Below are 23,021 nucleotides of genomic sequence, written 5' to 3'. Positions count from 1 at the left end.
ATGACCTCACTACGACGCCAGAGGAATCAGGAATGGGATTGTTAATCGAAGGACGCTGGCATGATCAGTGGTACGACACCGCTGCAGATGGTCGTTTCAAACGCGAAAGTGCCCAGCGCCGTCACTGGGTAACGGCCGATGGCAGGCCAGGTCCCAGCGGCGAAGGCAATTTCAAGGCTCAGGCCGGGCGCTACCACCTGTATGTCTCCCTCGCCTGTCCCTGGGCCCACCGCACCCTGATTCTGCGCCAGCTCAAGGGCCTGGATAAGCTGATCGATGTCTCGGTCGTCAGCTGGTTGATGGGGGAGAACGGCTGGACATTCGACACCCGCCATGGCTCCAGCGGTGACGCACTGGATGGCTTCGAGTTCCTGCATCAGCGCTACACCGCCGACGATGCCCACTACAGCGGGCGGGTAACCGTACCTCTGTTATGGGACAAACAGCAGCAACGCATCGTCAGCAATGAGTCTGCGGACATCATCCGCATGTTCAACTCGGCCTTCGATGAACTGACCGGCAATACCCTGGACTTTTACCCGGCCGCCTTGCGTGGTGAAATCGACGCGCTTAACCGGCGCATCTACCCGGCGATCAATAATGGTGTGTACCGCGCCGGTTTCGCCACCACCCAGGCGGCCTATGAGGAAGCGTTCAGTGAGCTGTTCGCCGAACTGGATGTATTGGAAAAACGTCTCGGCGAACAACGCTACCTGGCCGGCGACTACCTGACCGAAGCCGACTGGCGGCTGTTTACCAGCCTGATCCGCTTCGATGCCGTGTATTACGGCCACTTCAAGTGCAACCTGCGCCGCATCGAGGATTACCCGCAGCTCTCCAACTGGCTACGTGAGCTCTACCAATGGCCGGGTGTGGCGCAGACGGTAAACATGGCGCAGATCAGGCAGCATTATTACGGCAGCCACCGCACGCTCAACCCGAATGGCATAGTGCCCGGTGGTCCGGCCCTGGACTTCAATCGCCCCCATGACCGTGCCCGCCTGCCGGGCAAAGGAATCGCAAGGCGCTAGACAGTGCCAGCTATCAGATGCCGGCTTGGCTGCCTTCGAACCAGGCCAGTTTTTCCCTGAGTTGCACCACCTCGCCGACTATCACCAGGGTCGGCGCATGCACTTCATGCTCGGCCACCAGAGCCGCCAGGTTGGCCAGGGTGCCGGTGATCACCCGCTGCTGCTGGGTGGTGCCTTGCTGGATCAACGCCGCCGGGGTGCTGGCGGCGCGGCCATGGGCAATCAGCTGCGCGCAAATCTGCGGCAGGCCCACCAAGCCCATATAGAACACCAGCGTCTGGCTGGGCGCTGCCAGCTCGCTCCAGGGCAGGTTGAAGCTGCCGTCCTTGAGATGCCCGGTGACAAAACGCACCGACTGCGCATGATCGCGATGGGTCAGCGGAATGCCGGCATAGGCCGCGCAGCCGCTGGCCGCGGTAATACCCGGCACCACCTGAAAGGGAATGCCATGGGCCGCCAGTTCTTCGATTTCCTCACCGCCTCGGCCGAAGATAAAGGGATCACCGCCTTTCAGGCGCAGGACGCGCTTGCCTTCCTTGGCCAGGGTGACCAGACGCTGATTGATCTGCTCCTGGGGCAGCGCGTGTTCAGCCCGTTGCTTGCCCACATAGATGCGCTCGGCATCACGCCGGCACAACTCGATAATGGCCGGGGCTACCAGGCGGTCGTAGAGCACCACATCGGCCTGCTGCATCAGACGCAGGGCACGGAAGGTCAGCAGGTCGGGATCGCCAGGGCCGGCACCGACCAGATAGACCTCACCGAGGGTGCGAGGGGTTATACCGTCAATTTTCTCCTCCAGCAGGCGCTGCGCCTCCTGCTGCTTGCCGGCGAATACGCTTTCGGCAATCTGGCCCTGGAACACATCCTCCCAGAACACCCGACGCTGCTGCACATCCGGGAACAGCCCTTTGACCTGAGCGCGAAAACGCTTGGCCAGGCCGGCCAGCTGGCCATAGGTGGCGGGAATCCAGGTTTCGATCTTGGCGCGGATCAGCCGGGCCAGCACCGGCGCATCGCCGCCGCTGGTAATCGCCACAATCAAGGGGGAACGATCGACAATGGCGGGGAAGATCACGCTGCACAGCTTGGGCGCATCCACCACATTGACCGGAATGCCCAGGGCCTGTGCCTGGGCTGAAATCTGCGCGTTGAGCGGCTCGTCATCGGTGGCGGCAATCACCAGGCAGATGCCCTGCAGATCCGCCTCGACATAGCCGCGCAGGTGCAGTTCACCAGCGCCCTGCTCCACCATCAGCCGCAACTCGTCACGAATTTCCGGCGCCACCACCCGCAGCCGCGCACCCGCGTCGCTCAGCAGGCGGGACTTGCGTAAAGCCACCTCACCGCCGCCGACCACCAGCACCAGGCGATCCTGAAGTTTGTGAAAGAGTGGTAGGAAATCCATAGAGCAGCTCCAGGCGGCAAGCCTCATATCACAAGCGGCGCTGTCTTGACCTGCAGCTTGTGGCTGTCGCTTGCAGAAACGTAGGGTGGAAAACCGCGCAGCGTTTTCCACCAAGGAAGGCGTGCGGTGGAAAAGACCTGCGGTCGTTTTCCAGTCTAGGGATCAGCCGATCACTTCGATACCGCCCATATAGGGCTTGAGCACTTCAGGCACGCGAATGCTGCCATCGGCCTGCTGGTAGTTCTCCAGCACCGCCACCAGGGTGCGGCCCACCGCCAGGCCGGAGCCGTTCAGGGTGTGCAGCAGTTCCGGCTTGCCAGTCTCCGGGTTGCGATAGCGCGCCTGCATACGGCGGGCCTGGAAGTCGCCACAGTTGGAGCAGGAGGAAATCTCACGGTATTTGTCCTGGCTCGGCACCCAGACCTCCAGGTCATAGGTCTTGACCGCGCCAAAGCCCATATCGCCGGTGCACAGGGCCAGCTTGCGGTACGGCAGTTCCAGCAGCTGCAGAATCTTCTCGGCATGGCCGGTCAGCTCTTCCAGTGCGGCAAAGGACTGGCTCGGCTCGACAACCTGCACCATCTCGACCTTGTCGAACTGATGCTGGCGGATCATGCCGCGGGTATCACGCCCCGAGGCGCCAGCTTCACTGCGGAAACAGGGGGTATGGGCGACAAACTTCAAGGGCAGCTGCTTGGCGTCGAGAATCTCGCCGGCGACGATATTGGTCAGTGACACCTCGGCGGTCGGGATCAGGTACAGATCGGCCTGATCCACGCGGCTGATCTTGAACAGGTCTTCCTCGAACTTGGGCAGCTGACCAGTGCCCTGCAGCGCCGGCGCCTGAACTAGATAAGGGGTATAGGCCTCTTCGTAGCCATGCTCACTGGTGTGCAGGTTGATCATGAACTGCGCCAGGGCGCGGTGCAGGCGGGCAATCGGCCCGCGCATGATGGAAAAGCGCGCGCCTGAGAGTTTGGCGGCGGTTTCAAAATCCAGCCAGCCATGCTGCTCACCCAGGGCTACATGATCCTGCACCTGGAAGTCGAAGCTGCGCGGCGTGCCCCAACGCGACACCTCAACGTTGCCCTCTTCATCCTCACCCACCGGCACCGACTCATGGGGCAGGTTGGGAATATTCAGCAGCAGGTTGTCCAGCTCGGCCTGAATGGCATCCAGCTCGCGCTTGCCCGACTCCAAGTCGCTGCCCATCTGGTCGACTTCGGCCAGCAAGGGGGCGATGTCTTCGCCGCGCGCCTTGGCCTGGCCAATGGCCTTGGAGCGGCTGTTGCGCTCGGCCTGCAACTGCTCGGTGCGGGTCTGTACGGCTTTGCGCTGGCTTTCCAGGGCTTCGAAACGGGCCACATCGAGGACGAAACCACGGGTTGCCAGGCGCTCTGCGACTTCATGGAGCTGGCTGCGAACGAGTTTGGAATCAAGCATGTTGGGGTCTCAACGAATCACGGAAAGTTGCATGGCAGGGCCATGGCGCAAGATGTCGCGCAGTTTAAGGCTTTAAGGTATGGCTATGCCAATTTCAGTGCAGCAGACGGGCCAGAGCCAGTCCGGCCCAGGCAGCCAGCACTCCGCCGAGCAGGCTGCACAGTAGATAGGCCAGGGCTTCGGGCAGGCGCCCGCCCTCCATCAGCTTGAGCAGTTCCAGGCTGAAGGAAGAAAAGGTGGTAAAACCGCCCAGCACCCCGACGATCAGCCCGGTACGCAGCTCCAGCGGCAGATCGGTACGCAGCAGAAACAGGCCGGAGAGCAGACCGATCAGCAGGCAGCCGAGAATATTGACGCTCAAGGTGCCCAGGTAGAAATGCCGTGGCCAGTGGTTGGCGACCCATGCGGCGGTGAAAAAGCGCAGCAGGCTGCCAACTGCGCCACCGGCGGCCACGGCTAGGGCGACACGAATCATGGCTTTCTCCGCTGACGTGGGCTGGCCTGGTCCTGGGCTCTGAGGCGCTGCAGCTTTTCGCCGATTTTCAGCTCCAGGCCGCGTGGCACCGGCTGGTAGTACTGGCGGGGCTCCAGGGACTCGGGAAAGTAGTCCTCGCCAGCGGCATAGGCCTCGGGCTCGTCATGGGCATAACGGTATTCATCGCCATAGCCCAGTTCTTTCATCAGCTTGGTCGGCGCATTGCGCAGGTGCAGCGGCACCTCCTTGCTGCCCTGCTCGGCGGCATCGCGCATGGCGGCCTTGAAGGCCATATACACCGCGTTACTCTTCGGCGCGCAGGCCAGATATACGATGGCCTGGGCCACCGCCAGTTCACCCTCGGGGCTGCCCAGGCGCTCCTGCACATCCCAGGCATTGAGGCACAGGGTCAGGGCGCGTGGGTCGGCGTTGCCGATATCCTCACTGGCCATGCGCACCACCCGGCGGGCGATATACAGCGGGTCGCAGCCACCATCGAGCATGCGCGCAAACCAGTACAGGGCACCGTCCGGGCTGGAACCGCGCACAGACTTGTGCAGCGCAGATATCTGGTCGTAAAAGGCTTCGCCGCCCTTGTCGAAACGGCGGCGGCTGTCGCCCAGCAGATTAAGTAGCAGGTCACTGCCGATCTCTCCGCCATCCTCGGCCAGGTCGGCGGCATTCTCCAGAAAGTTGAGCAAGCGCCGGCCATCACCATCGGCGGCGCTCAGCAGAATCTTGAAGCTTTCCTCGGGCAGTCTCAGCTGGCGCTCACCAAGCCCCCTGGCATCGCTCAGGGCACGGCTGACCAGCTTGCGCATGGCCGCCTCGTCCAGGCTCTGCAGAACATAGACCCGGGCCCGGGAGAGCAAGGCGTTGTTCAGCTCGAAAGAGGGGTTCTCGGTGGTGGCGCCGATAAAGATCAGGGTGCCGTCTTCCACATAGGGCAGAAAGGCATCCTGCTGGCTCTTGTTGAAGCGGTGCACTTCATCGACGAAGAGGATGGTCTGCCGGCCATACTGCGCGGCATGCTGCTGGGCCACTTCGACCGCCTGGCGGATCTCCTTGACCCCGGACAGCACTGCAGAAATGGTCTCGAAATGGGCATCGGACACCTGGGCCAGCAGCCGCGCCAGGGTGGTCTTGCCGACCCCGGGCGGGCCCCAGAAGATCATCGAGTGCAGCGCGCCCTGCTCCAGGGCTTCGCGCAGTGGCTTGCCACGGGCCAGCAGGTGTTCCTGGCCAACGTACTCGTCCAGAGTGGTGGCGCGCAGGCGAGCAGCCAGGGGCTGGGCAATGGGTGCCTTGCGAAAAAGATCCATGACCCGCCGCCTGACTCCTTATTCCTGAATCACGTCCGCGCCGGGCGGAATCTCGAAGCTGAACAGGCCGTCATCCACGGCCTCGTTCATCTGCACATTGAGAAACAGGATATTGGTACGCTGGCCGATACTGTCCACCAGCTGCATATCGTTCAATACATTGCCACGGAAGGACAGTCGCAGGCTGTCGAACAGGCTGTCCTTGGATTTGGGCTTGAGGATAAAGTCGACCACGCTGCCGCCTTCATTGTGCGTGATGGCGAAGTTCTCGCGGATCTGCGAGACATCGCCGGACAGCAGCAACGCCGGGGTATGGGTCAGACGCTGGTCCAGGGTCTGGATGGTTACCTGTTCCAGGTCCGGGTCATACAGCCAGACCTTCTCACCATTGGACACCAGCAGCTGCTCCATGGGCGCGTCGGTGTGCCAGCGGAACAGACCTGGGCGCTTGAGCACCAACTGGCCAGCGGTTTCCTGCAACTGGGTGCCGGTGCCGTCCAGGGTCAGTTGGGAAAACCGTGCGCTGATGGTTTGGGCCTGGTTGAGCAGGCCAGTCAGGCGCTGCACCGCCACGTCCTCATCGGCCTGGGCCAGCACACTGGACACACTCAGAACACTCAGCAACAACATGCGAATCAGGCGCATGGGACTCCTTTCTAATCGAGGTAAAAAATTAATCACGAACGGGACCTGGTGCTATGACCTCGCGGGAGCCGTTTGTGTTCATTGAACTCACCACACCGGCCATCTCCATGGCCTCAATCATCCGCGCTGCGCGGTTGTAACCGATCTTGAGCTTGCGCTGCACCGCGGAAATGGACGCGCGGCGGCTTTCCAGGACGAAGTTGACGGCCTCGTCGTACAGCGGATCTTCCTCGCTCCCCTCGCCGCCTTCACTGCTGCCGCCTTCGAAGCCACTGCCGGACTCCTCGACGCCGGCGAGGATGTCCTCGATATAGTCCGGCGTGCCGCGCTGCTTCCAGGCCTCGACCACGCGGTGCACCTCATCATCGGAGACGAAGGCGCCATGTACACGGATCGGCAGACCGGTGCCCGGCGGCAGATAGAGCATGTCGCCGTGGCCGAGCAGCTGCTCGGCACCGCCCTGGTCGAGGATGGTGCGCGAGTCGATCTTGCTCGATACCTGGAAGGCCATGCGGGTCGGGATGTTGGCCTTGATCAGGCCGGTGATCACATCCACCGAGGGGCGCTGCGTCGCCAGAATCAGGTGGATACCGGCAGCGCGGGCCTTCTGCGCGATACGGGCAATCAGCTCCTCGACCTTCTTGCCGACGATCATCATCATGTCGGCAAATTCGTCCACCACCACCACGATGGTCGGCAGCGGCTTGAGCAGCGGCGCCTCGTCTTCCATGCTCTCGCGCTTGTACAACGGGTCCGGCAGTGGTGTGCCGGCTTCGATGGCGTCCTTGACCTTGCGGTTGAAGCCGGCCAGGTTGCGCACGCCCATCTTCGACATCAGTTTGTAGCGCCGCTCCATCTCCGCCACGCTCCAGCGCAGGGCGTTGGCGGCCTCCTTCATGTCGGTTACCACCGGGCACAGCAGGTGCGGAATGCCCTCATAGATCGACAGTTCGAGCATCTTCGGGTCGATCATGATCAGCCGCGCCTCTTCCGGCGTGGACTTGAACAGGATCGACAGGATCATGGCGTTGACGCCCACCGATTTACCCGAACCGGTGGTACCGGCCACCAGCAGGTGCGGCATGCGCGCCAGATCGGTGATCACCGGCTTGCCGCCGATGTCGTGCCCCAGGGCCAGGGTGACCGGTGACTTGGCGTCGTCATATTCGGGCGAAGACAGCACTTCGGAAAAACGCACGATCTGCCGGTCTTCGTTAGGAATTTCGATACCGACGGTGGTCTTGCCGGGAATGACTTCCACCACCCGCACACTGATTACGGCCATGGAGCGGGCCAGGTCCTTGGCCAGATTGGAAATGCGGCTGACCTTGACCCCGGGGGCCGGCTGGATCTCGAAGCGGGTGATCACCGGGCCCGGGTGCACCGATTCGACCATGACCTCGACACCAAACTCCTTGAGCTTGATCTCCACCAGGCGCGACATTGCTTCCAGGGACTCGGGTGAGAATTTTTTCTGCACCTTCTCTGCCACATCGAGAATCGAGATGGGGGGCAGGCTGCCGGCCAGGGCACTGTCTTCGAACAGGTTGACCTGTTTTTCCTTGAGCACGCGTTTACTTGGTTCAGGGGCCTTGGGCTCAATTTGGGGCGTGATGACTGGCGCCGGACGCTTCTCGCGCTCACTCATATGCTTGTTCAGCGCCGCTTCACGCTCGATCAAACGCTCCTTGACCCTGGCCTGTTCACGGCGATCAGCCAGAATGGGGGCGGCTACCTCGCTGACCCGCTCATCCACCTCGCGCAGCTGCGCCTTGAGCTGCTTGCGCTGATTGCGCGCATCCCACCAGCGATTGACCAGGGTTTGTACCAGTTCGATCAGATCCAGGGTGATCTTGCCGGTGATATCCATGACCCTGAACCAAGACAGATCGGTGAAGACGGTCAGGCCAAAGAGGAACAGGGCCAGCAGCAACAACGTACTGCCCTCGACATTCAGCGCAGCGGTGGCCAGATCGCCGAGGCTGGCGCCCAGCATGCCGCCACCGGAGCTCTGCATGCCTGCACTGGGCTCGAAGTGGATATGCGCCAGCGCGGCACCGGAGAGGATCAGAAAGATCAAGCCAATGCTGTGCCAGGAAAACAGCCAGCCATTCCAGTGCCAGGGCTGATTGCGGGTGCGAAATACCTGCCAGGTCTTGAGCCCCAGCAGCAACGGGAAGATATAGGCGAAATAGCCCAAGGCGCCAAACAGGGCGCTGGCCAACCAGGCGCCGGCGCTGCCGCCGAAGTTATGCACGCGATCGGTCTGGATGCTGTTGTCCCAGGCCGGATCAGCCACGTTGTAGGTCAGCAGGGTCATCAGCAAGAAGGCGCACAGCGCCGCCAGAGCAATCAGCGCGCCCTCTTTCAGGCGGTATTGCAGCTTATTGCGCCAATCCTGGGGCTGAGCGGTGGTAGTCGGATTCTTCAAAACAGCTTTTCCTGCGCCTGGCGCGTCCATCAGAGGGGCAACGGTGACCCGCGGTATTCTACGTTTTTGACCAGGCACGACCAAACAGCTTAGGCAGCCCGCTGTCTATGCAAGCCTCCCGCAGCGGTCGCGCTTCGGTGTAGCATATCCGCCAGATTCTTATGATGCGGCTCAATTGGAGCATGCATTCTCTTTTGTGACAAAGGCTTATGAGGTGTTTTTATGAGCGAAGTCAAGCATTCGCGCTTGATCATCCTGGGCTCCGGTCCTGCCGGTTACAGCGCTGCCGTGTATGCCGCCCGCGCCAATCTCAAGCCTGTGGTGATCACCGGCATCCAGCCTGGCGGCCAGCTGACCACCACCACCGAAGTCGACAACTGGCCCGGTGACGTGGAAGGCCTGACCGGCCCGGCCTTGATGGAACGCATGCAGAAACACGCCGAGCGCTTCGAGACTGAGATCCTTTTCGACCATATCCACACTGCCGAGCTGCAGAGCCGGCCCTTTATCCTCAAAGGTGACAGTGGCACCTACAGCTGTGACGCGCTGATTATCGCCACCGGCGCCAGTGCCCAGTATCTGGGCCTGCCGTCGGAAGAGGCGTTCTCCGGCAAGGGCGTATCGGCCTGCGCCACCTGCGACGGTTTCTTCTATCGCAACCAGGTGGTGGCGGTGATCGGGGGTGGCAACACCGCCGTGGAAGAGGCCCTGTACCTGTCCAATATCGCCAAGGAAGTGCACCTGATCCACCGCCGCGACAAGCTGCGTTCGGAAAAGATCCTGCAGGACAAGCTGTTCGACAAGGCCGCCAATGGCAACGTCAAACTGCACTGGAACCACACCCTGGAAGAAGTGCTGGGCGACAACAGCGGCGTAACCGGCGTGCGCCTCAAGGACACTGAAACCGGTGCGAGCAAGGAGCTGGCCCTGGCGGGTGTATTTATCGCCATCGGCCACAAGCCCAATACCGAGCTGTTTACCGGCCAGCTGGAAATGCGCGATGGCTATCTGCTGGTCAAGGGCGGCAGCGAAGGCAATGCCACCGCCACCAGCATCGAAGGCGTGTTCGCCGCCGGCGATGTAGCCGACCATGTCTATCGTCAGGCCATCACCTCGGCTGGCGCCGGCTGCATGGCCGCACTGGATGTCGAGAAATTCCTCGACACAAACTGATGGTTCCAGTGGCGGGCCGTTCGGCCCGCCCTGCCCTCCTCCGGCCCTGCCCATGCTGACCTGGCTGCAACGTGATTCACTGGATTTTCCGTCGCTGAACAAGGCCCTGCGCGAGCCCAATGGTTTGCTGGCTGCCGGCGGTGATCTGAGGCCCGAACGACTGATCCAGGCCTACCGCCATGGCTGCTTCCCCTGGTTTCAGGATGGCCAGCCGATTCTCTGGTGGTCACCCGACCCGCGCACCGTGCTGTTCCCGGACGAACTGCATATCTCCCGCAGCCTGCACAAGGTGATACGCCAGGGGCATTTTCGGGTCAGTTTCGACCAGGCCTTCGGCGCAGTGATCCGCGCCTGCGCTGCCCCGCGCAGCTATGCCCAGGACACCTGGATCACCACGCCCATGCAGCAGGCCTATATCGAGCTGCATCGACGCGGCATCGCTCACTCAGTGGAAGTCTGGCAGGACGATAAGCTGGTCGGCGGTCTCTATGGCCTGGCCATGGGTCGGCTGTTCTTTGGTGAGTCCATGTTCAGTCGTGCTGACAATGCCTCCAAGGTCGGTTTTGTCACCCTGGTGCAGCAGCTCAAGGCCTGGGGCTTTGTCCTGATCGACTGCCAGATGCCGACCCAGCACCTGCATAGCTTCGGCGCCCGCGCCATCAACCGGGACAGTTTTTCCGAGCACCTTAGGCTCTACCTGGATCAACCTTCCACGGCTGTGTGGCCCGCCTAGTCGAGTGCGATCTCCTGGCATACACTTTCCGGGAGACGCTCCCGAGAATCGACCATGACCGAGCTGGCCCGCCTCAAGTTTTATGCCACTCAACCGCACCCGTGCAGCTACCTGCCCGAGGAGCAGGCCACGACCCTGTTTCTCGATCCCAGCCAGCCCATGGATACCCAGGTGTATGCCGAGCTCTCGGAAATGGGCTTTCGCCGCAGTGGCGACCACCTCTATCGCCCCCACTGCCAGCACTGTACCGCCTGCATCCCCGCGCGCATCCCTGCGGCGGCCTTTCGCCCCAATCGTCAACAGCGGCGCATCCTCAAGCGCAATGAAGACGTTCAGGTGCGCCCGGTGCGCCCCTGCTTCAATGATGAGTACTACGCCCTCTATGTCCGCTATATAGAGGCGCGGCATGCCGATGGCGATATGTACCCACCCAGCCGCGACCAGTTCTCCACCTTTCTGGTGCGGGATCTGCCCTTCTCGCGTTTTTACGAATTCCGGCTTGACGGGCGCCTGCTGGCCATCGCCGTGACCGACGTACTGCCCAATGGCCTCTCTGCGGTGTACACCTTCTACGATCCGGATGAAGAACGCCGCAGCCTGGGGCGTTTCGCCATTCTCTGGCAGATCGGCGAAGCCCATCGCCAAGGGCTGCACGCCGTCTACCTCGGCTACTGGATCAAGAACTGCCGCAAAATGAACTACAAGACCCAGTACCGCCCCATCGAACTGCTGGTCAACCAGCGCTGGACCGTCCTCACCTAGCTTCGCAACGGCCCACTTGGCGTACAGACCTGTTTTCGGGCACAATGCACGCCGCTTTTGCCTGGCGCCAGTTGCACCGGGCCATTCTTTGGATACCGAGGGCTTTACTGCATGTCGAAAGAAGACAGCTTCGAAATGGAAGGCACTGTCGTCGACACCCTGCCCAACACCATGTTTCGCGTGGAGTTGGAAAATGGGCACGTCGTTACCGCGCATATCTCCGGAAAGATGCGCAAGAACTACATCCGCATTCTGACTGGTGACAAGGTTCGCGTTGAGCTGACACCTTACGACCTGAGCAAGGGTCGTATCACCTACCGCGCTCGCTAATTGCAGCCACTGCCGCAAGCCTGTTCCAAGCCCGGCAGTCGAAACCAATCAAGCGCACATAAAAAACGCCCGGCATTGCCGGGCGTTTTTGTTGCCTACCGTTTAACTCAGGCCATTTCAGCCGTGGTTTCAAAGTCAAAGATCAGCTCACCTTCGCTGATATCGACATGCACCACGCCACCGTGCTCGGCCAGTTCGCCAAAGAGGATTTCCTCCGCCAGCGGCCGCTTGATCTTGTCCTGGATCAAACGCGCCATAGGCCGGGCGCCCATCTGCACATCGTAGCCCTGCTCGGCCAGCCAGTTGCGCGCCGCGTCGCTGACTTCGAGCATGACGCGCTTGTCCTCCAGCTGCGCCTGCAGCTCGGTGAGGAACTTGTCGACGATGCTCTTGATCACTTCGTGGCTCAGGCGGCCGAACTGGATAATGGTATCCAGACGGTTGCGGAACTCCGGCGTAAAGCTCTTCTTGATCACTTCCATTGCATCAGACGAGTGGTCCTGATGGGTAAAGCCGATGGAAGCCCGCGCGGCGGTTTCTGCCCCGGCGTTGGTGGTCATGATCAGGATGACGTTGCGGAAATCCGCCTTGCGCCCGTTGTTATCGGTCAGGGTGCCGTGATCCATCACCTGCAGCAGCAGGTTGAAGACTTCCGGATGAGCCTTCTCGATTTCATCGAGCAAGAGCACGCAATGCGGTGTCTTGGTGATGGCCTCGGTGAGCAAGCCTCCCTGGTCAAAACCGACATAGCCAGGCGGCGCGCCGATCAGGCGCGATACGGTATGGCGCTCCATATATTCGGACATATCGAAGCGGATCAGCTCCACCCCTAGGGCCTTGGCCAGCTGGCGAGCAGCCTCGGTCTTGCCCACCCCGGTGGGACCGGCAAACAGGAAGGAACCCACCGGCTTGTCCGGCGCCTTGAGCCCGGCCCGGGACAGCTTGATGGCCGTGGACAGTGAATCGATGGCGGCATCCTGGCCGAATACCGTGAGCTTGAGATCGCGCTCCAGGTTGCGCAGCAGCTCCTTGTCCGAGGTGCTGACATGCTTGGGTGGAATGCGTGCGATCTTCGCCACGATATCCTCGACCTGAGCCACATCGATGCGGGCAACCCGCTTGTCTTCCGGCTGCAGGCGCTGATAGGCGCCCGCTTCATCGATCACATCGATGGCCTTGTCCGGCATATGGCGGTCGTTGATATAACGCGAAGCCAGTTCGGCAGCGGCACGCAGGGCCTCGTCGCTGTACTCGATATGGTGATGCTGCTCGAAGCGCCCTTTCAGGCCGCGCAGAATACCGATGGTGTCCTCCACCGAAGGTTCGACCACATCAACCTTCTGGAAACGCCGCGCCAGGGCGCGATCCTTCTCGAAGATGCCGCGAAACTCCTGGAACGTCGTGGAGCCGATGCAGCGAATCTCACCCGAGGACAGCATCGGCTTGAGAAGGTTGGAGGCATCCATCACCCCACCGGACGCTGCACCGGCACCGATAATGGTGTGGATTTCGTCGATAAACAGAATGGCATGGGGCCGCTTGCGCAACTCGTTTAGCAATGCCTTCAGGCGCTTCTCGAAGTCACCACGGTATTTGGTACCGGCGAGCAAGGCGCCCAGATCCAGGGAGTAGACCACGCTGTCGGCCAACAGGTCCGGCACCTGATTGTCGACAATCCGCTTGGCCAGGCCTTCGGCGATAGCGGTCTTGCCGACCCCGGCCTCCCCCACCAACAGCGGGTTGTTCTTGCGCCGCCGGGCGAGAATCTGCGCCACGCGCTCCACTTCACCTTCACGACCTACCAGTGGGTCAATTCGCCCCTGGCGGGCCAACTCATTCAGGTTGCTGGCATAGGCATCCAACGGGTTGCCCGAGGTGGCCGATTCACCGCCCTCATCGTCCTGCATCTCCTGCTCGGACTCAGTATGACCACCATGGCCCGGCACCTTGGAGATGCCGTGAGCGATAAAGTTGACCACGTCGATACGGGCAATGCTCTGCTGCTTGAGCAGAAACACCGCCTGGCTTTCCTGTTCACTGAAAATTGCCACCAATACATTGGCGCCGGTCACTTCGCGCTTGCCGGAGCTTTGTACGTGGAATACCGCGCGCTGCAGAACACGCTGGAAACCCAGGGTGGGCTGAGTTTCCCGCTCCTCGTCATGCTGCGGAATCAGGGGGGTGGTGGAATCGATAAATTCCTGTAAATCATGGCGCAGCTTGTCCAGGTTGGCGCCACAGGCGCGCAGCACACTGGCGGCGGCTTCGTTGTCCAGCAGGGCCAGCAGGAGATGCTCAACCGTCATAAATTCATGACGCTTGGTGCGTGCCTCCTTGAAGGCAAGATTGAGGGTTACTTCGAGCTCTCGATTCAACATGGCTTCACCTCTTGCCCAAGTGGCCGGCGTTAACCGTCCTTCTCTATTTCACAGAGTAGCGGATGCTGGCTCTCTCTCGCATATTGATTCACCTGCATGGCTTTGGTTTCAGCAATGTCACGGGTGAATACACCGCAAACTGCCCGCCCTTCCGTATGGACGGCCAACATGATGCGGGTGGCCTGCTCGCGGTTCATGGCAAAGAACACCTCAAGCACTTCAACGACAAAATCCATGGGCGTGTAATCGTCATTGAACAGAACCACCTTATACATGGGGGGTGCCTGCAGAGCCGGCTTGGATTCCTGGACGGCAAGGCCGAAGGAATCGTCCTCATGCTCTGCGGGGCGATCCTGATTGAATGTTAGTCGAATCTGGCTACTTGCATGCATGCTCAATAAGGTTCGTTGATAGGCGAGTGGGGGATGCTAGACAGAGTTTGAACGGCTTCGCAGGCCGTTGCAGCATTGCCTTGACTAACGGCAAAACAGTGTTACAAACAATAGATACCCTGTCCGGGGTATAGGGGTTCCGCGCAGGCTGCTAGGTAAGCGGTCGCACGGAACTGAAGTGGATGATACTCCAGTGATGGAGTCCTTTGCAGAGGGATATCAGCATGGTTAGCGGTAAGGTCAAGTGGTTCAACAACGCCAAAGGCTATGGATTCATCCTGGCCGATGGTCGAGATGAGGACCTGTTCGCCCACTACTCGGCTATCCAGATGGACGGCTATAAAACGCTCAAGGCTGGCCAGCCGGTAAGCTTCGATATTATTCAAGGTCCTAAAGGACTCCACGCCGTCAATATCAGCGCGGCCACTGTCGCCACTGACGCCCCGGTCGCCGCAAGGCAGAGCCAAGGCACAACGGTTGAAGTCTGACTTGGCAGCCTTGCTGGCTGCATAAAAAAGGCCGGTCATATGACCGGCCTTTTTCTTTCGCTTGATTCGCTTACATGTGCGAAATCATGGCATCGCCGAATGCCGAGCAGGACAGCAGGGTTGCACCGTCCATCAGGCGTTCGAAGTCATAGGTCACGGTCTTGGCACCGATGGCGCCATTGGTGCCCTTGATGATCAGATCGGCAGCCTCGGTCCAGCCCATGTGGCGCAGCATCATCTCGGCGGAGAGGATGACCGAACCTGGGTTGACCTGGTCCTTGCCAGCGTACTTGGGCGCGGTGCCGTGGGTGGCTTCGAACATGGCCACGCTATCGGACAGGTTGGCGCCCGGCGCGATACCGATACCGCCCACTTCGGCCGCCAGGGCGTCGGACAGGTAGTCACCATTGAGATTCAGGGTGGCGATCACGTCGTACTCGGCCGGACGCAGCAGGATCTGCTGCAGCATGGCGTCAGCGATGGCGTCCTTGACGATGATGTTCTTGCCGGTCTTGGGGTTCTTGAACTGCATCCAAGGACCGCCATCCAGCAGCTCGGCACCGAACTCGTCACGGGCCACTTCATAGCCCCACTCTTTGAAGGCACCTTCGGTGAACTTCATGATGTTGCCTTTGTGCACGATGGTCAGCGAATCACGATCGTTGTCCACGGTGTACTGCAGGGCCTTGCGCACCAGGCGCTTGGTGCCCTCTTCGGAAACCGGCTTGACGCCGATGCCGCAATTCTGGTCGAAGCGGATCTTGGTTACACCCATTTCCTCTTTGAGGAACTTGATGACCTTCTCGGCTTCCGGGGAGCCGGCTTTCCACTCGATACCGGCGTAAATGTCTTCCGAGTTCTCACGGAAGATGGTCATGTCGACGTCGCCAGGCTTCTTCACCGGGCTCGGCACACCTTCGAACCAGCGCACCGGGCGCAGGCAGACATACAGGTCGAGCTGCTGGCGCAGGGCAACGTTCAGGGAGCGGATACCGCCACCGACCGGAGTGGTCAGCGGGCCCTTGATGGAAACGACGTAGTCACGCACTGCGTCCAGGGTTTCCTGGGGCAGCCAGGTGTCCTGGTCATAGACCTGGGTGGCTTTCTCGCCGGCGTAGACTTCCATCCAGGAGATCTTGCGCTCGCCGCCGTAGGCTTTCTCGACAGCCGCATCAACCACCTTGATCATGACCGGGCTGATGTCGACACCGATACCGTCGCCTTCGATGAAGGGGATGATCGGATTGTTCGGAACATTCAAGGACATATCGGCATTGACGGTGATTTTGTCACCGGTTGCTGGCACCTGGATCTTTTGGTATCCCATGCTGGACTCCGTTGCTTTGTGGTCTGACATTCAGGTGCGCAGATGGCGCACCGAATGGATCTTTTTGGGTCTCGGAAAGGCGAACTATTTTTGTAGTTTTTCTACAGAAAGTCACGCACTTTATCCGCCGAAAACATTGCCCAACCGCGTTATTGTCGACATTCTCTGAATAGCGGAATGTCTTATGTAGTCAAACTACAAGAGCGCTACAAGCCGCTACGGCAAGGTCAATTTAGCCTAGCAGCTCGGCGTCCAATTGCGCTGTGCTGTCAGGCCAAGTGGCCGGTAACCGCTTATTACACGCCCTGTCGAGGAGTATCCGATGCGTTTTACCCCCCATGTCACCGTAGCCACCATCGTCGAAGACCAGGGGCGTTTTCTGCTGGTCGAGGAAATGGCCGATGGCCGCGCCGTATTTAATCAGCCTGCCGGCCACTTGGAAGCCGACGAAAGTCTCATAGCCGCCGCCCTGCGCGAAACGCTGGAAGAAACCGGCTGGGATGTCGAACTGACCGGGGTGACCGGTATCTACCTGTATACCGCGCCCAGCAACGGGGTGACCTACCAGCGCGTCTGCTTTTCCGCCCGCCCACTGCGCCAGCGCCCGCAACATCCGCTGGACGAGGGCATTATCGGCCCACGCTGGCTGAGCCGCGACGAACTGGCTGCCCAGCCCGAGCGCTGGCGCAGCGAACTGGTGCTGCGCTGCATCGACGACTACCTGGCTGGCCCCGCGCACCCCCTGGCCTTGATCCGCGATTAACGGCCCAGGCCCTCGGCCTGCTAGAATCGCCGTCTTTTCCTGTCTGTGTTTATCGCCCATGCAAGATTCAACTGCTAAGCGCGTCATCGTCGGCATGTCCGGCGGCGTCGACTCCTCGGTTTCCGCTCTGCTGCTGCTGGAGCAGGGGTATCAGGTCGAAGGCCTGTTTATGAAGAACTGGGACGAGGACGACGGCACCGATTACTGCACGGCGATGGATGATCTGGCCGACGCCCAGGCCGTGTGTGACCGCATCGGCATCAAGCTGCACACCGCCAATTTCGCCGCCGAGTACTGGGACAACGTGTTCGAGCATTTTCTCGCCGAGTACAAGGCCGGCCGCACGCCGAACCCGGACATCCTGTGCAACCGCGAGATCAAGTTCAAAGCCTTCCTCGACTACGCCCTGTCCCTGGGCGCCGACCTGATCGCCACCGGCCACTATGTGCGCCGCCGTGACACAGACGGTCGTACCGAGCTGCTCAAGGGCCTGGACCCGAACAAGGATCAGAGCTACTTCCTGCATGCCGTCGGCGGCGAGCAGATCGCCAAGACCCTGTTCCCCGTGGGTGAACTGGAAAAGCCGGCCGTGCGCGCCATCGCCGAAAAATACGCCCTGGCCACGGCGAAGAAGAAGGACTCCACCGGCATCTGCTTTATCGGCGAACGCCGTTTCAGCGACTTCCTCAAGCAGTACCTGCCAGCCCAGCCAGGCGATATCGAAACCACCGACGGTCAGGTGATCGGCCGCCATGTCGGTCTGATGTACCACACCATCGGCCAGCGCCAGGGCCTGGGTATTGGCGGATTGAAAAACGCCAGCGACGATCCCTGGTATGTGCTGCGCAAGGACCTGAGCCGCAATGTGTTGATCGTCGGCCAGGGTAACGAACACCCCTGGCTGTTCTCCCGCGCCCTGCTCGCCTCGGATATCTACTGGGTCAACCCGGTCGACCTGTCTGCGCCGCGCCGCCTGAACGCCAAGGTGCGCTATCGCCAGAGCGACCAGGCCTGCACCCTGGAAAAAACCGAATCCGGCTACATAGCTACCTTTGATGAACCGCAGCGCGCCGTTACTCCGGGGCAATCCGTGGTGTTCTACGATGGCGAAATCTGCCTGGGTGGCGGCGTGATCGAAAGCGCCGAAGCCTGGTACGAGGACGCCCGATGAGCCCGATTCAGGAACAACTGGTAGCCCTGGCGGCCGTATTTGAAGCCACGGTGCTGGTCGATCGTATCGCCCGCACCGGCCAGGTCAGCGAGGCGGCCATGGGCTGCATGCTCGGCAGCCTGCTGGTACGCGACCCGCAATCGACCCTGGATGTCTACGGCGGCGACGATCTCAACCTGCGCGACGGCTACCGCGCCCTGGTCAGCGCCCTGGAGCGCGACCCGGCTGCCTTGCAGCGCGACTCGCTGCGCTACAGCCTGGCCCTGCTCAATCTGGAGCGGCAACTGGCCAAGCGCGACGACATGCTGCAGGTAATGGGCAGCCGCCTGGACCAAATCCAGAACCAGGTCGAGCACTTCGGCCTGGTGCACGACAACGTGATCGCCGCCTGCGGCGCGCTGTATCAGGACACCATCAGCACCTTCCGCCAGCGCATCCAGGTACAGGGCGATATGCGCCACCTGCAGCAGACCGGCAATGCCGCCAAGATCCGCGCCCTGCTGTTGGCCGGCATCCGCTCGGCACGGCTATGGCGCCAACTGGGCGGGCACCGCTGGCAGCTGGTGTTCAGCCGCAGCAAGCTGCTCAAGGAACTCTACCCGCTGCTGCGGGGTTGAGATGAGCACACGCTCGGTCAAGCCCCTGCAGGGGGCCAGCCTGCTGGCCCTTTCCGCCTTACTGTTTGCCTTGATGGGGGTGGGCATCCGCGAGGTGTCGAGCAGCGTCAACAACGAGTCGGTGGTGTTTTTCCGCAATCTGGTCGGGGTGCTGTTCTTTCTGCCGCTGATCCTGCTCAAGGGCGTGCGACCACTCAAAACCACCCGCCTGAAATCACACCTGTGGCGCACCACCTATGGCCTGGCGGCGATGTACTGCTTCTTCTACGCCATCGCCCACCTGCCCCTGGCCGATGCCATGCTGTTCACCTATTCGGCGCCGGTGTTCACGCCTCTGATCGCCTGGTGGTGGCTCAAGGAGCCGCTGAGCAAGCGCATGCTGGTGACCACGGGCATCGGCCTGGTCGGCGTGCTGCTGGTGGCCAAACCCTCCGCCGCCTTGCTCGATAGCCAGGCCCTGGTGGGGCTGGCGGCCAGCGTGCTGGCCGCCTTCGCCTTTGTCTCGATCCGCGAGATGAGCGACACCGAGCCGGCCTTTCGTATCGTCTTCTACTTCTCGCTGTTCAGCGCCCTGATCTCCGCCATTCCCATGACCTGGGCCTGGCAGCCCATGCACAGCCATGAGCTGGGCCTGCTGCTGGGCATCGGCCTGCTAGCCACCGCCAGCCAGATCATCATGTCCAAGGCCTATGGCCTGGCGCCGCCTGGGCTGATCGGGCCGTTTGCCTACCTGGCCATTGTCTTCGCCGGGCTGATCGCCTGGCTGCGCTGGGGCGAGACCCCGGATCTGACCTCGCTGATCGGCGCTTCCCTGATCTTTACCGCCAGCCTGCTGTCGATCAGTCGCGGCAAACGCAGCTGAACGGTCATAGTCGATGGCGGCCTGGGCGCCGATTTCATGTATGATATGCGCCCTTTTAAATAGAGGCTGTCTAGGATCTAGCGAGCTAGAGTCATGCAAGGCGAAAACAGGCGAGGAAGCGGAGTGTACTTTTGTACATGAGCATTACGAGCCTGTTTTCAACGCAGCAGGGCCGACGCGCAGCAGATACTAGATAGCCTCTCAAACCGACTGCCCGAGAACGCCCCCTATGCAGCTCTCCTCGCTCACCGCGGTTTCCCCCGTCGACGGCCGCTACGCCGGTAAAACCAGCGCCCTGCGCCCGATCTTCAGCGAATACGGCCTGATCCGTTTCCGCGTCATGGTTGAAGTGCGCTGGCTGCAGCGCCTGGCCGCCCACGAAGGTGTTAGCGAAGTCGCGCCCTTCTCCGCCGAAGCCAATGCCCTGCTCAACAAGCTGGCCGAAGACTTCCAGCTGGAGCATGCCGAGCGGGTCAAGGAAATCGAGCGCACCACCAACCACGACGTCAAGGCAGTGGAGTACCTGCTCAAGGAACAGGCGGCCAAGCTGCCGGAACTGGACAAGGTCAGCGAGTTCATCCACTTCGCCTGCACCAGCGAGGACATTAATAACCTGTCCCACGCGCTGATGCTGCGCGAAGGCCGCGACAACGTGCTGCTGCCACTGATGCGTCAGACTGCCGACGCCATCCGCGAGCTGGCGATCAAGTTCGCCGACGTGCCGATGCTCTCGCGCACCCACGGCCAGCCGGCCTCGCCGACCACCCTGGGCAAGGAACTGGCCAACGTGGTCTATCGCCTGGAGCGGCAGATCGCTCAGGTTGCCGCCGTGCCGCTGCTGGGCAAGATCAATGGTGCCGTGGGCAACTACAACGCCCACCTGTCGGCCTACCCGCAGATCGACTGGGAAGCCAACGCCAAGCAATTTATCGAAGGCGACCTGGGCCTGCAGTTCAACCCCTACACCACCCAGATCGAGCCGCACGACTATATTGCCGAGCTGTTCGACGCCATCGCCCGCTTCAACACCATCCTCATCGACTTCGACCGCGATGTGTGGGGCTATATCTCCCTCGGTTACTTCAAGCAGAAGACCGTGGCCGGCGAAATCGGCTCCTCGACCATGCCGCACAAGGTCAACCCGATCGACTTCGAGAATTCCGAAGGCAACCTCGGCATCGCCAACGCCATCTTCCAGCATCTGGCCAGCAAGCTGCCGATCTCCCGCTGGCAGCGCGACCTGACCGACTCCACCGTGCTGCGCAACCTCGGTGTCGGCTTCGCCCACAGCGTGATCGCCTACGAGGCCAGCCTCAAGGGCATCGGCAAGCTGGAGCTGAACGAGGCGCGCATCGCCGCTGATCTGGACGCCTGCTGGGAAGTGCTGGCCGAGCCGATCCAGACCGTCATGCGCCGCTACGCCATCGAGAACCCCTACGAGAAGCTCAAGGAGCTGACCCGTGGCAAGGGCATCAGCCCCGAGGCCCTGCTGGCCTTTATCGATGGCCTGGACATGCCCGCCGAGGCCAAGGCCGAACTCAAGGAACTGACCCCGGCCCGCTACATCGGCAACGCAGTGGCCCAGGCCCAGCGCATCTAAGCGGCATCAGCCCCCAGACGCCCGGCTGCGCCGGGCGTTTTTATTTACGGCAAATTAATTACTTCAAAGGCTTAGCGATGAATCCTGATACTCCGCTTCAGTTACTGGGTGGTATGACGGCGCGCCAGTTCATGCGCGACTACTGGCAGAAGAAACCGCTGCTGATCCGCCAGGCCGTACCCGGTTTCGAAAGCCCGATCAGCCCGGATGAGCTGGCTGGCCTGGCCCTGGAAGAAGAAGTCGAATCGCGCCTGGTGATCGAGCACGGCGCCCATCCCTGGGAACTGCAGCGCGGCCCGTTCAACGAAGACACCTTCGCCACCCTGCCCGAGCGCGACTGGACCCTGCTGGTGCAGGCGGTCGATCAGTTCGTCCCGGAAGTGGCCGAGCTGCTGGAGCAGTTCAAGTTCCTGCCCAAGTGGCGCATCGACGATGTGATGATCAGCTTCGCCGCACCCGGTGGCGGTGTGGGTCCGCACTTCGACAACTATGACGTTTTTCTCCTGCAGGGCTACGGCAAACGCCGCTGGCAGATCGGCCAGCCGTGCAACTCCGACAGCCCCCTGTTGCAACACGCGGATCTGAAGATCCTCGCCGAGTTCGAATCAACTGAAGAATGGGTGCTGGAACCCGGCGACATGCTCTACCTGCCGCCGCTCCTGGCCCACTGTGGTACCGCTGAGGATGACTGTATGACCTATTCCGTGGGCTTTCGCGCGCCAAGTGCTGCCGAAGTGCTGACCCATTTCACCGATTTTCTCGGCCAGTTCCTCCCCGATGAGGAGCGTTACAGTGATGCTGACGCGCAGCCGACCGACGACCCGACGCAAATCCAGCGCGACGCCCTGGAACGCCTCAAGGCCCTGCTCAACGAACATATGGGTGACGAGCGTCTGCTGATGACCTGGTTCGGCCAGTTTATGACCGAACCCAAGTATCCGGAGCTGATCAACGGCATCGAGATCGACGAAGAAACCTTCCTCACCAGCCTGGAAGACGGCGCCGTGCTGGTGCGCAACCCCAGTGCGCGCATGGCCTGGTCGGAAGTCGGCGAGGACCTGGTGCTATTCGCCAGCGGCCAGAGCCGCCTGCTGTCCGCCAGCCTGCGTGAGCTGCTCAAGCTGGTATGCAGCGCCGATGCCCTGCATATCGACAACCTCGGCGCGTGGCTTGCCGATGACGAAGGGCGTAATCTGTTGGTTGAACTGGTCAAACAAGGCAGCCTGGAGTTTGCTGATGAGTGAGATTCATGTGCGCCTGGCCGATTGGCAGAAGGACAATGCCGAGCTGCGTCGCATCCGCGAAACCGTGTTTATCGCCGAACAGGCGGTGCCACCGGAGCTGGAGTGGGATGCCGAAGACGCCGAGGCCGTGCATTTTCTCGCCTACGAAGGCGACTACCCGATCGGCACCGCACGCCTGCTGCCCGACGGCCATATCGGCCGGGTCTCGGTGCTCAGGGACTGGCGCGGTCTGAATGTCGGCGCTGCGCTGATCAATGCGGTGGTCGCCGAAGCGGAAAAACGTGGCCTCAATCAGCAAATGCTCAGTGCCCAGGTGCAAGCCACGCCGTTCTATGAAAAGCTCGGCTTTGCCATCGTCAGCGGTGAATACCTGGACGCCGGCATTCCCCACGTGGACATGGTGCGCCACAGCAGCTAGAGGCTGAA

Annotated in this window: 22 protein-coding genes; 13 read left to right on the top strand and 9 right to left on the bottom strand. The window is 61.3% G+C overall.

All coding sequences use genetic code 11. The annotated features are described in order from the left end of the window. The first annotated feature begins 32 nt into the window (after positions 1–32). Positions 33–1,031 (top strand): glutathione S-transferase family protein, encoded by a 999-nt coding sequence (locus GJV18_RS11190; protein WP_160345429.1) that lies wholly within the window; start codon positions 33–35, stop codon positions 1,029–1,031. A gap of 13 nt (positions 1,032–1,044) precedes the next feature. Here the strand turns inward: GJV18_RS11190 and cysG are convergent, their stop codons facing one another. The 6 genes from cysG to GJV18_RS11160 form a co-directional block, all read right to left on the bottom strand. Beyond that, positions 1,045–2,439 carry a siroheme synthase CysG gene (gene cysG, locus GJV18_RS11185; RefSeq protein WP_160345427.1) on the bottom strand — a complete coding sequence of 465 codons (1,395 nt, stop codon included), beginning with the start codon at positions 2,437–2,439 and terminating at the stop codon, positions 1,045–1,047. Between the two features lie 162 nt (positions 2,440–2,601). Then, positions 2,602–3,882: a serine--tRNA ligase gene (gene serS, locus GJV18_RS11180; RefSeq protein ID WP_160345425.1), complete on the bottom strand. Its 1,281-nt coding sequence runs from the start codon at positions 3,880–3,882 to the stop codon at positions 2,602–2,604. Positions 3,883–3,976: 94 nt separating this feature from the next. Beyond that, a complete protein-coding gene (gene crcB, locus GJV18_RS11175) occupies positions 3,977–4,357 on the bottom strand; it encodes a fluoride efflux transporter CrcB (RefSeq protein WP_160345423.1) in 381 nt (126 codons plus the stop codon). Further along, positions 4,354–5,679: a replication-associated recombination protein A gene (locus GJV18_RS11170; RefSeq protein ID WP_160345421.1), complete on the bottom strand. Its 1,326-nt coding sequence runs from the start codon at positions 5,677–5,679 to the stop codon at positions 4,354–4,356. The genes crcB and GJV18_RS11170 overlap by 4 nt, the downstream gene beginning before the upstream one ends. An 18-nt stretch (positions 5,680–5,697) precedes the next feature. Next, on the bottom strand, positions 5,698–6,324 hold the full coding sequence (lolA, locus tag GJV18_RS11165; RefSeq protein ID WP_160345419.1) for an outer membrane lipoprotein chaperone LolA: 627 nt from the start codon (positions 6,322–6,324) through the stop codon (positions 5,698–5,700). A 28-nt stretch (positions 6,325–6,352) separates the two neighbouring features. After that, entirely contained in the window at positions 6,353–8,785 is a 2,433-nt protein-coding gene (locus GJV18_RS11160; RefSeq protein ID WP_160345417.1) for a DNA translocase FtsK, read from the bottom strand. Positions 8,786–8,977: 192 nt separating this feature from the next. Here GJV18_RS11160 and trxB point away from each other — a divergent pair, with 192 nt between their 5' ends. The 4 genes from trxB to infA all read left to right on the top strand — a co-directional run bounded on the left by trxB (position 8,978) and on the right by infA (position 11,753). Further along, the gene (gene trxB, locus GJV18_RS11155; RefSeq protein WP_160345415.1) at positions 8,978–9,928 is read left to right on the top strand and encodes a thioredoxin-disulfide reductase; all 951 of its coding nucleotides are present in this window, start codon (positions 8,978–8,980) and stop codon (positions 9,926–9,928) included. Between the two features lie 52 nt (positions 9,929–9,980). Next, entirely contained in the window at positions 9,981–10,661 is a 681-nt protein-coding gene (gene aat / locus GJV18_RS11150; protein WP_160345412.1) for a leucyl/phenylalanyl-tRNA--protein transferase, read from the top strand. 54 nt (positions 10,662–10,715) lie between these two features. After that, positions 10,716–11,423 (top strand): arginyltransferase, encoded by a 708-nt coding sequence (locus GJV18_RS11145; RefSeq protein WP_160345410.1) that lies wholly within the window; start codon positions 10,716–10,718, stop codon positions 11,421–11,423. Positions 11,424–11,534: 111 nt separating this feature from the next. Further along, positions 11,535–11,753, top strand: a complete 219-nt coding sequence (gene infA / locus GJV18_RS11140; RefSeq protein WP_002553999.1) for a translation initiation factor IF-1 — start codon at positions 11,535–11,537, stop codon at positions 11,751–11,753. Between the two features lie 107 nt (positions 11,754–11,860). Here infA and clpA read toward each other — a convergent pair whose 3' ends face one another. Together clpA and clpS are read right to left on the bottom strand one after the other, a co-directional pair. Next, positions 11,861–14,131: an ATP-dependent Clp protease ATP-binding subunit ClpA gene (gene clpA / locus GJV18_RS11135; RefSeq protein ID WP_160345409.1), complete on the bottom strand. Its 2,271-nt coding sequence runs from the start codon at positions 14,129–14,131 to the stop codon at positions 11,861–11,863. Positions 14,132–14,160: 29 nt separating this feature from the next. Beyond that, the gene (gene clpS, locus GJV18_RS11130) at positions 14,161–14,523 is read right to left on the bottom strand and encodes an ATP-dependent Clp protease adapter ClpS (RefSeq protein WP_160345407.1); all 363 of its coding nucleotides are present in this window, start codon (positions 14,521–14,523) and stop codon (positions 14,161–14,163) included. A gap of 224 nt (positions 14,524–14,747) precedes the next feature. Between clpS and cspD the strand changes: the two genes are divergently transcribed. Beyond that, positions 14,748–15,011 (top strand): cold shock domain-containing protein CspD, encoded by a 264-nt coding sequence (gene cspD, locus GJV18_RS11125; protein ID WP_160345405.1) that lies wholly within the window; start codon positions 14,748–14,750, stop codon positions 15,009–15,011. A 70-nt stretch (positions 15,012–15,081) separates the two neighbouring features. On the opposite strand, the gene icd is transcribed toward cspD, so the two are convergent. Further along, entirely contained in the window at positions 15,082–16,338 is a 1,257-nt protein-coding gene (gene icd, locus GJV18_RS11120) for an NADP-dependent isocitrate dehydrogenase (RefSeq protein ID WP_160345403.1), read from the bottom strand. Positions 16,339–16,660: 322 nt separating this feature from the next. Between icd and GJV18_RS11115 the strand changes: the two genes are divergently transcribed. The 7 genes from GJV18_RS11115 to GJV18_RS11085 all read left to right on the top strand — a co-directional run bounded on the left by GJV18_RS11115 (position 16,661) and on the right by GJV18_RS11085 (position 23,013). Further along, positions 16,661–17,101, top strand: coding sequence for an NUDIX hydrolase (locus GJV18_RS11115; RefSeq protein ID WP_160345401.1), 441 nt, complete (start codon positions 16,661–16,663; stop codon positions 17,099–17,101). 58 nt (positions 17,102–17,159) lie between these two features. Continuing rightward, the gene (gene mnmA / locus GJV18_RS11110) at positions 17,160–18,272 is read left to right on the top strand and encodes a tRNA 2-thiouridine(34) synthase MnmA (protein ID WP_160345399.1); all 1,113 of its coding nucleotides are present in this window, start codon (positions 17,160–17,162) and stop codon (positions 18,270–18,272) included. Beyond that, entirely contained in the window at positions 18,269–18,889 is a 621-nt protein-coding gene (gene hflD, locus GJV18_RS11105; protein ID WP_160345397.1) for a high frequency lysogenization protein HflD, read from the top strand. The genes mnmA and hflD overlap by 4 nt, the downstream gene beginning before the upstream one ends. A gap of 1 nt (position 18,890) precedes the next feature. Beyond that, on the top strand, positions 18,891–19,751 hold the full coding sequence (locus GJV18_RS11100) for a DMT family transporter (protein ID WP_160345396.1): 861 nt from the start codon (positions 18,891–18,893) through the stop codon (positions 19,749–19,751). 229 nt (positions 19,752–19,980) lie between these two features. Beyond that, the gene (gene purB, locus GJV18_RS11095; RefSeq protein ID WP_160345394.1) at positions 19,981–21,351 is read left to right on the top strand and encodes an adenylosuccinate lyase; all 1,371 of its coding nucleotides are present in this window, start codon (positions 19,981–19,983) and stop codon (positions 21,349–21,351) included. A 77-nt stretch (positions 21,352–21,428) separates the two neighbouring features. After that, positions 21,429–22,595 (top strand): ribosomal protein uL16 3-hydroxylase, encoded by a 1,167-nt coding sequence (locus GJV18_RS11090; protein ID WP_160345392.1) that lies wholly within the window; start codon positions 21,429–21,431, stop codon positions 22,593–22,595. Continuing rightward, the gene (locus GJV18_RS11085) at positions 22,588–23,013 is read left to right on the top strand and encodes a GNAT family N-acetyltransferase (protein WP_160345390.1); all 426 of its coding nucleotides are present in this window, start codon (positions 22,588–22,590) and stop codon (positions 23,011–23,013) included. Before GJV18_RS11090 ends, GJV18_RS11085 begins: the two co-directional genes overlap by 8 nt. Positions 23,014–23,021: the final 8 nt, after the last annotated feature.

Source organism: Pseudomonas xionganensis (assembly GCF_009763245.1).
Classification (GTDB): domain Bacteria; phylum Pseudomonadota; class Gammaproteobacteria; order Pseudomonadales; family Pseudomonadaceae; genus Aquipseudomonas; species Aquipseudomonas xionganensis.
The sequence above is the reverse complement of the archived record's forward strand: the minus strand, read 5'-3'. Positions and strand labels throughout refer to the sequence as shown.

What these genes read in the sequence shown, in the direction of transcription:
- GJV18_RS11145 (WP_160345410.1), top strand. Translation starts at nt 10,716, where the DNA reads ATGACCGAGCTGGCCCGCCTCAAGTTTTATGCCACTCAACCGCACCCG.
- GJV18_RS11170 (WP_160345421.1), bottom strand. Translation starts at nt 5,679, where the DNA reads ATGGATCTTTTTCGCAAGGCACCCATTGCCCAGCCCCTGGCTGCTCGC.
- lolA (WP_160345419.1), bottom strand. Translation starts at nt 6,324, where the DNA reads ATGCGCCTGATTCGCATGTTGTTGCTGAGTGTTCTGAGTGTGTCCAGT.
- GJV18_RS11100 (WP_160345396.1), top strand. Translation starts at nt 18,891, where the DNA reads ATGAGCACACGCTCGGTCAAGCCCCTGCAGGGGGCCAGCCTGCTGGCC.
- cspD (WP_160345405.1), top strand. Translation starts at nt 14,748, where the DNA reads ATGGTTAGCGGTAAGGTCAAGTGGTTCAACAACGCCAAAGGCTATGGA.
- crcB (WP_160345423.1), bottom strand. Translation starts at nt 4,357, where the DNA reads ATGATTCGTGTCGCCCTAGCCGTGGCCGCCGGTGGCGCAGTTGGCAGC.
- GJV18_RS11085 (WP_160345390.1), top strand. Translation starts at nt 22,588, where the DNA reads ATGAGTGAGATTCATGTGCGCCTGGCCGATTGGCAGAAGGACAATGCC.
- GJV18_RS11115 (WP_160345401.1), top strand. Translation starts at nt 16,661, where the DNA reads ATGCGTTTTACCCCCCATGTCACCGTAGCCACCATCGTCGAAGACCAG.
- cysG (WP_160345427.1), bottom strand. Translation starts at nt 2,439, where the DNA reads ATGGATTTCCTACCACTCTTTCACAAACTTCAGGATCGCCTGGTGCTG.
- aat (WP_160345412.1), top strand. Translation starts at nt 9,981, where the DNA reads ATGCTGACCTGGCTGCAACGTGATTCACTGGATTTTCCGTCGCTGAAC.
- infA (WP_002553999.1), top strand. Translation starts at nt 11,535, where the DNA reads ATGTCGAAAGAAGACAGCTTCGAAATGGAAGGCACTGTCGTCGACACC.
- serS (WP_160345425.1), bottom strand. Translation starts at nt 3,882, where the DNA reads ATGCTTGATTCCAAACTCGTTCGCAGCCAGCTCCATGAAGTCGCAGAG.
- mnmA (WP_160345399.1), top strand. Translation starts at nt 17,160, where the DNA reads ATGCAAGATTCAACTGCTAAGCGCGTCATCGTCGGCATGTCCGGCGGC.
- purB (WP_160345394.1), top strand. Translation starts at nt 19,981, where the DNA reads ATGCAGCTCTCCTCGCTCACCGCGGTTTCCCCCGTCGACGGCCGCTAC.
- clpS (WP_160345407.1), bottom strand. Translation starts at nt 14,523, where the DNA reads ATGCATGCAAGTAGCCAGATTCGACTAACATTCAATCAGGATCGCCCC.
- hflD (WP_160345397.1), top strand. Translation starts at nt 18,269, where the DNA reads ATGAGCCCGATTCAGGAACAACTGGTAGCCCTGGCGGCCGTATTTGAA.
- trxB (WP_160345415.1), top strand. Translation starts at nt 8,978, where the DNA reads ATGAGCGAAGTCAAGCATTCGCGCTTGATCATCCTGGGCTCCGGTCCT.
- GJV18_RS11160 (WP_160345417.1), bottom strand. Translation starts at nt 8,785, where the DNA reads ATGGACGCGCCAGGCGCAGGAAAAGCTGTTTTGAAGAATCCGACTACC.
- GJV18_RS11190 (WP_160345429.1), top strand. Translation starts at nt 33, where the DNA reads ATGGGATTGTTAATCGAAGGACGCTGGCATGATCAGTGGTACGACACC.
- GJV18_RS11090 (WP_160345392.1), top strand. Translation starts at nt 21,429, where the DNA reads ATGAATCCTGATACTCCGCTTCAGTTACTGGGTGGTATGACGGCGCGC.
- clpA (WP_160345409.1), bottom strand. Translation starts at nt 14,131, where the DNA reads ATGTTGAATCGAGAGCTCGAAGTAACCCTCAATCTTGCCTTCAAGGAG.
- icd (WP_160345403.1), bottom strand. Translation starts at nt 16,338, where the DNA reads ATGGGATACCAAAAGATCCAGGTGCCAGCAACCGGTGACAAAATCACC.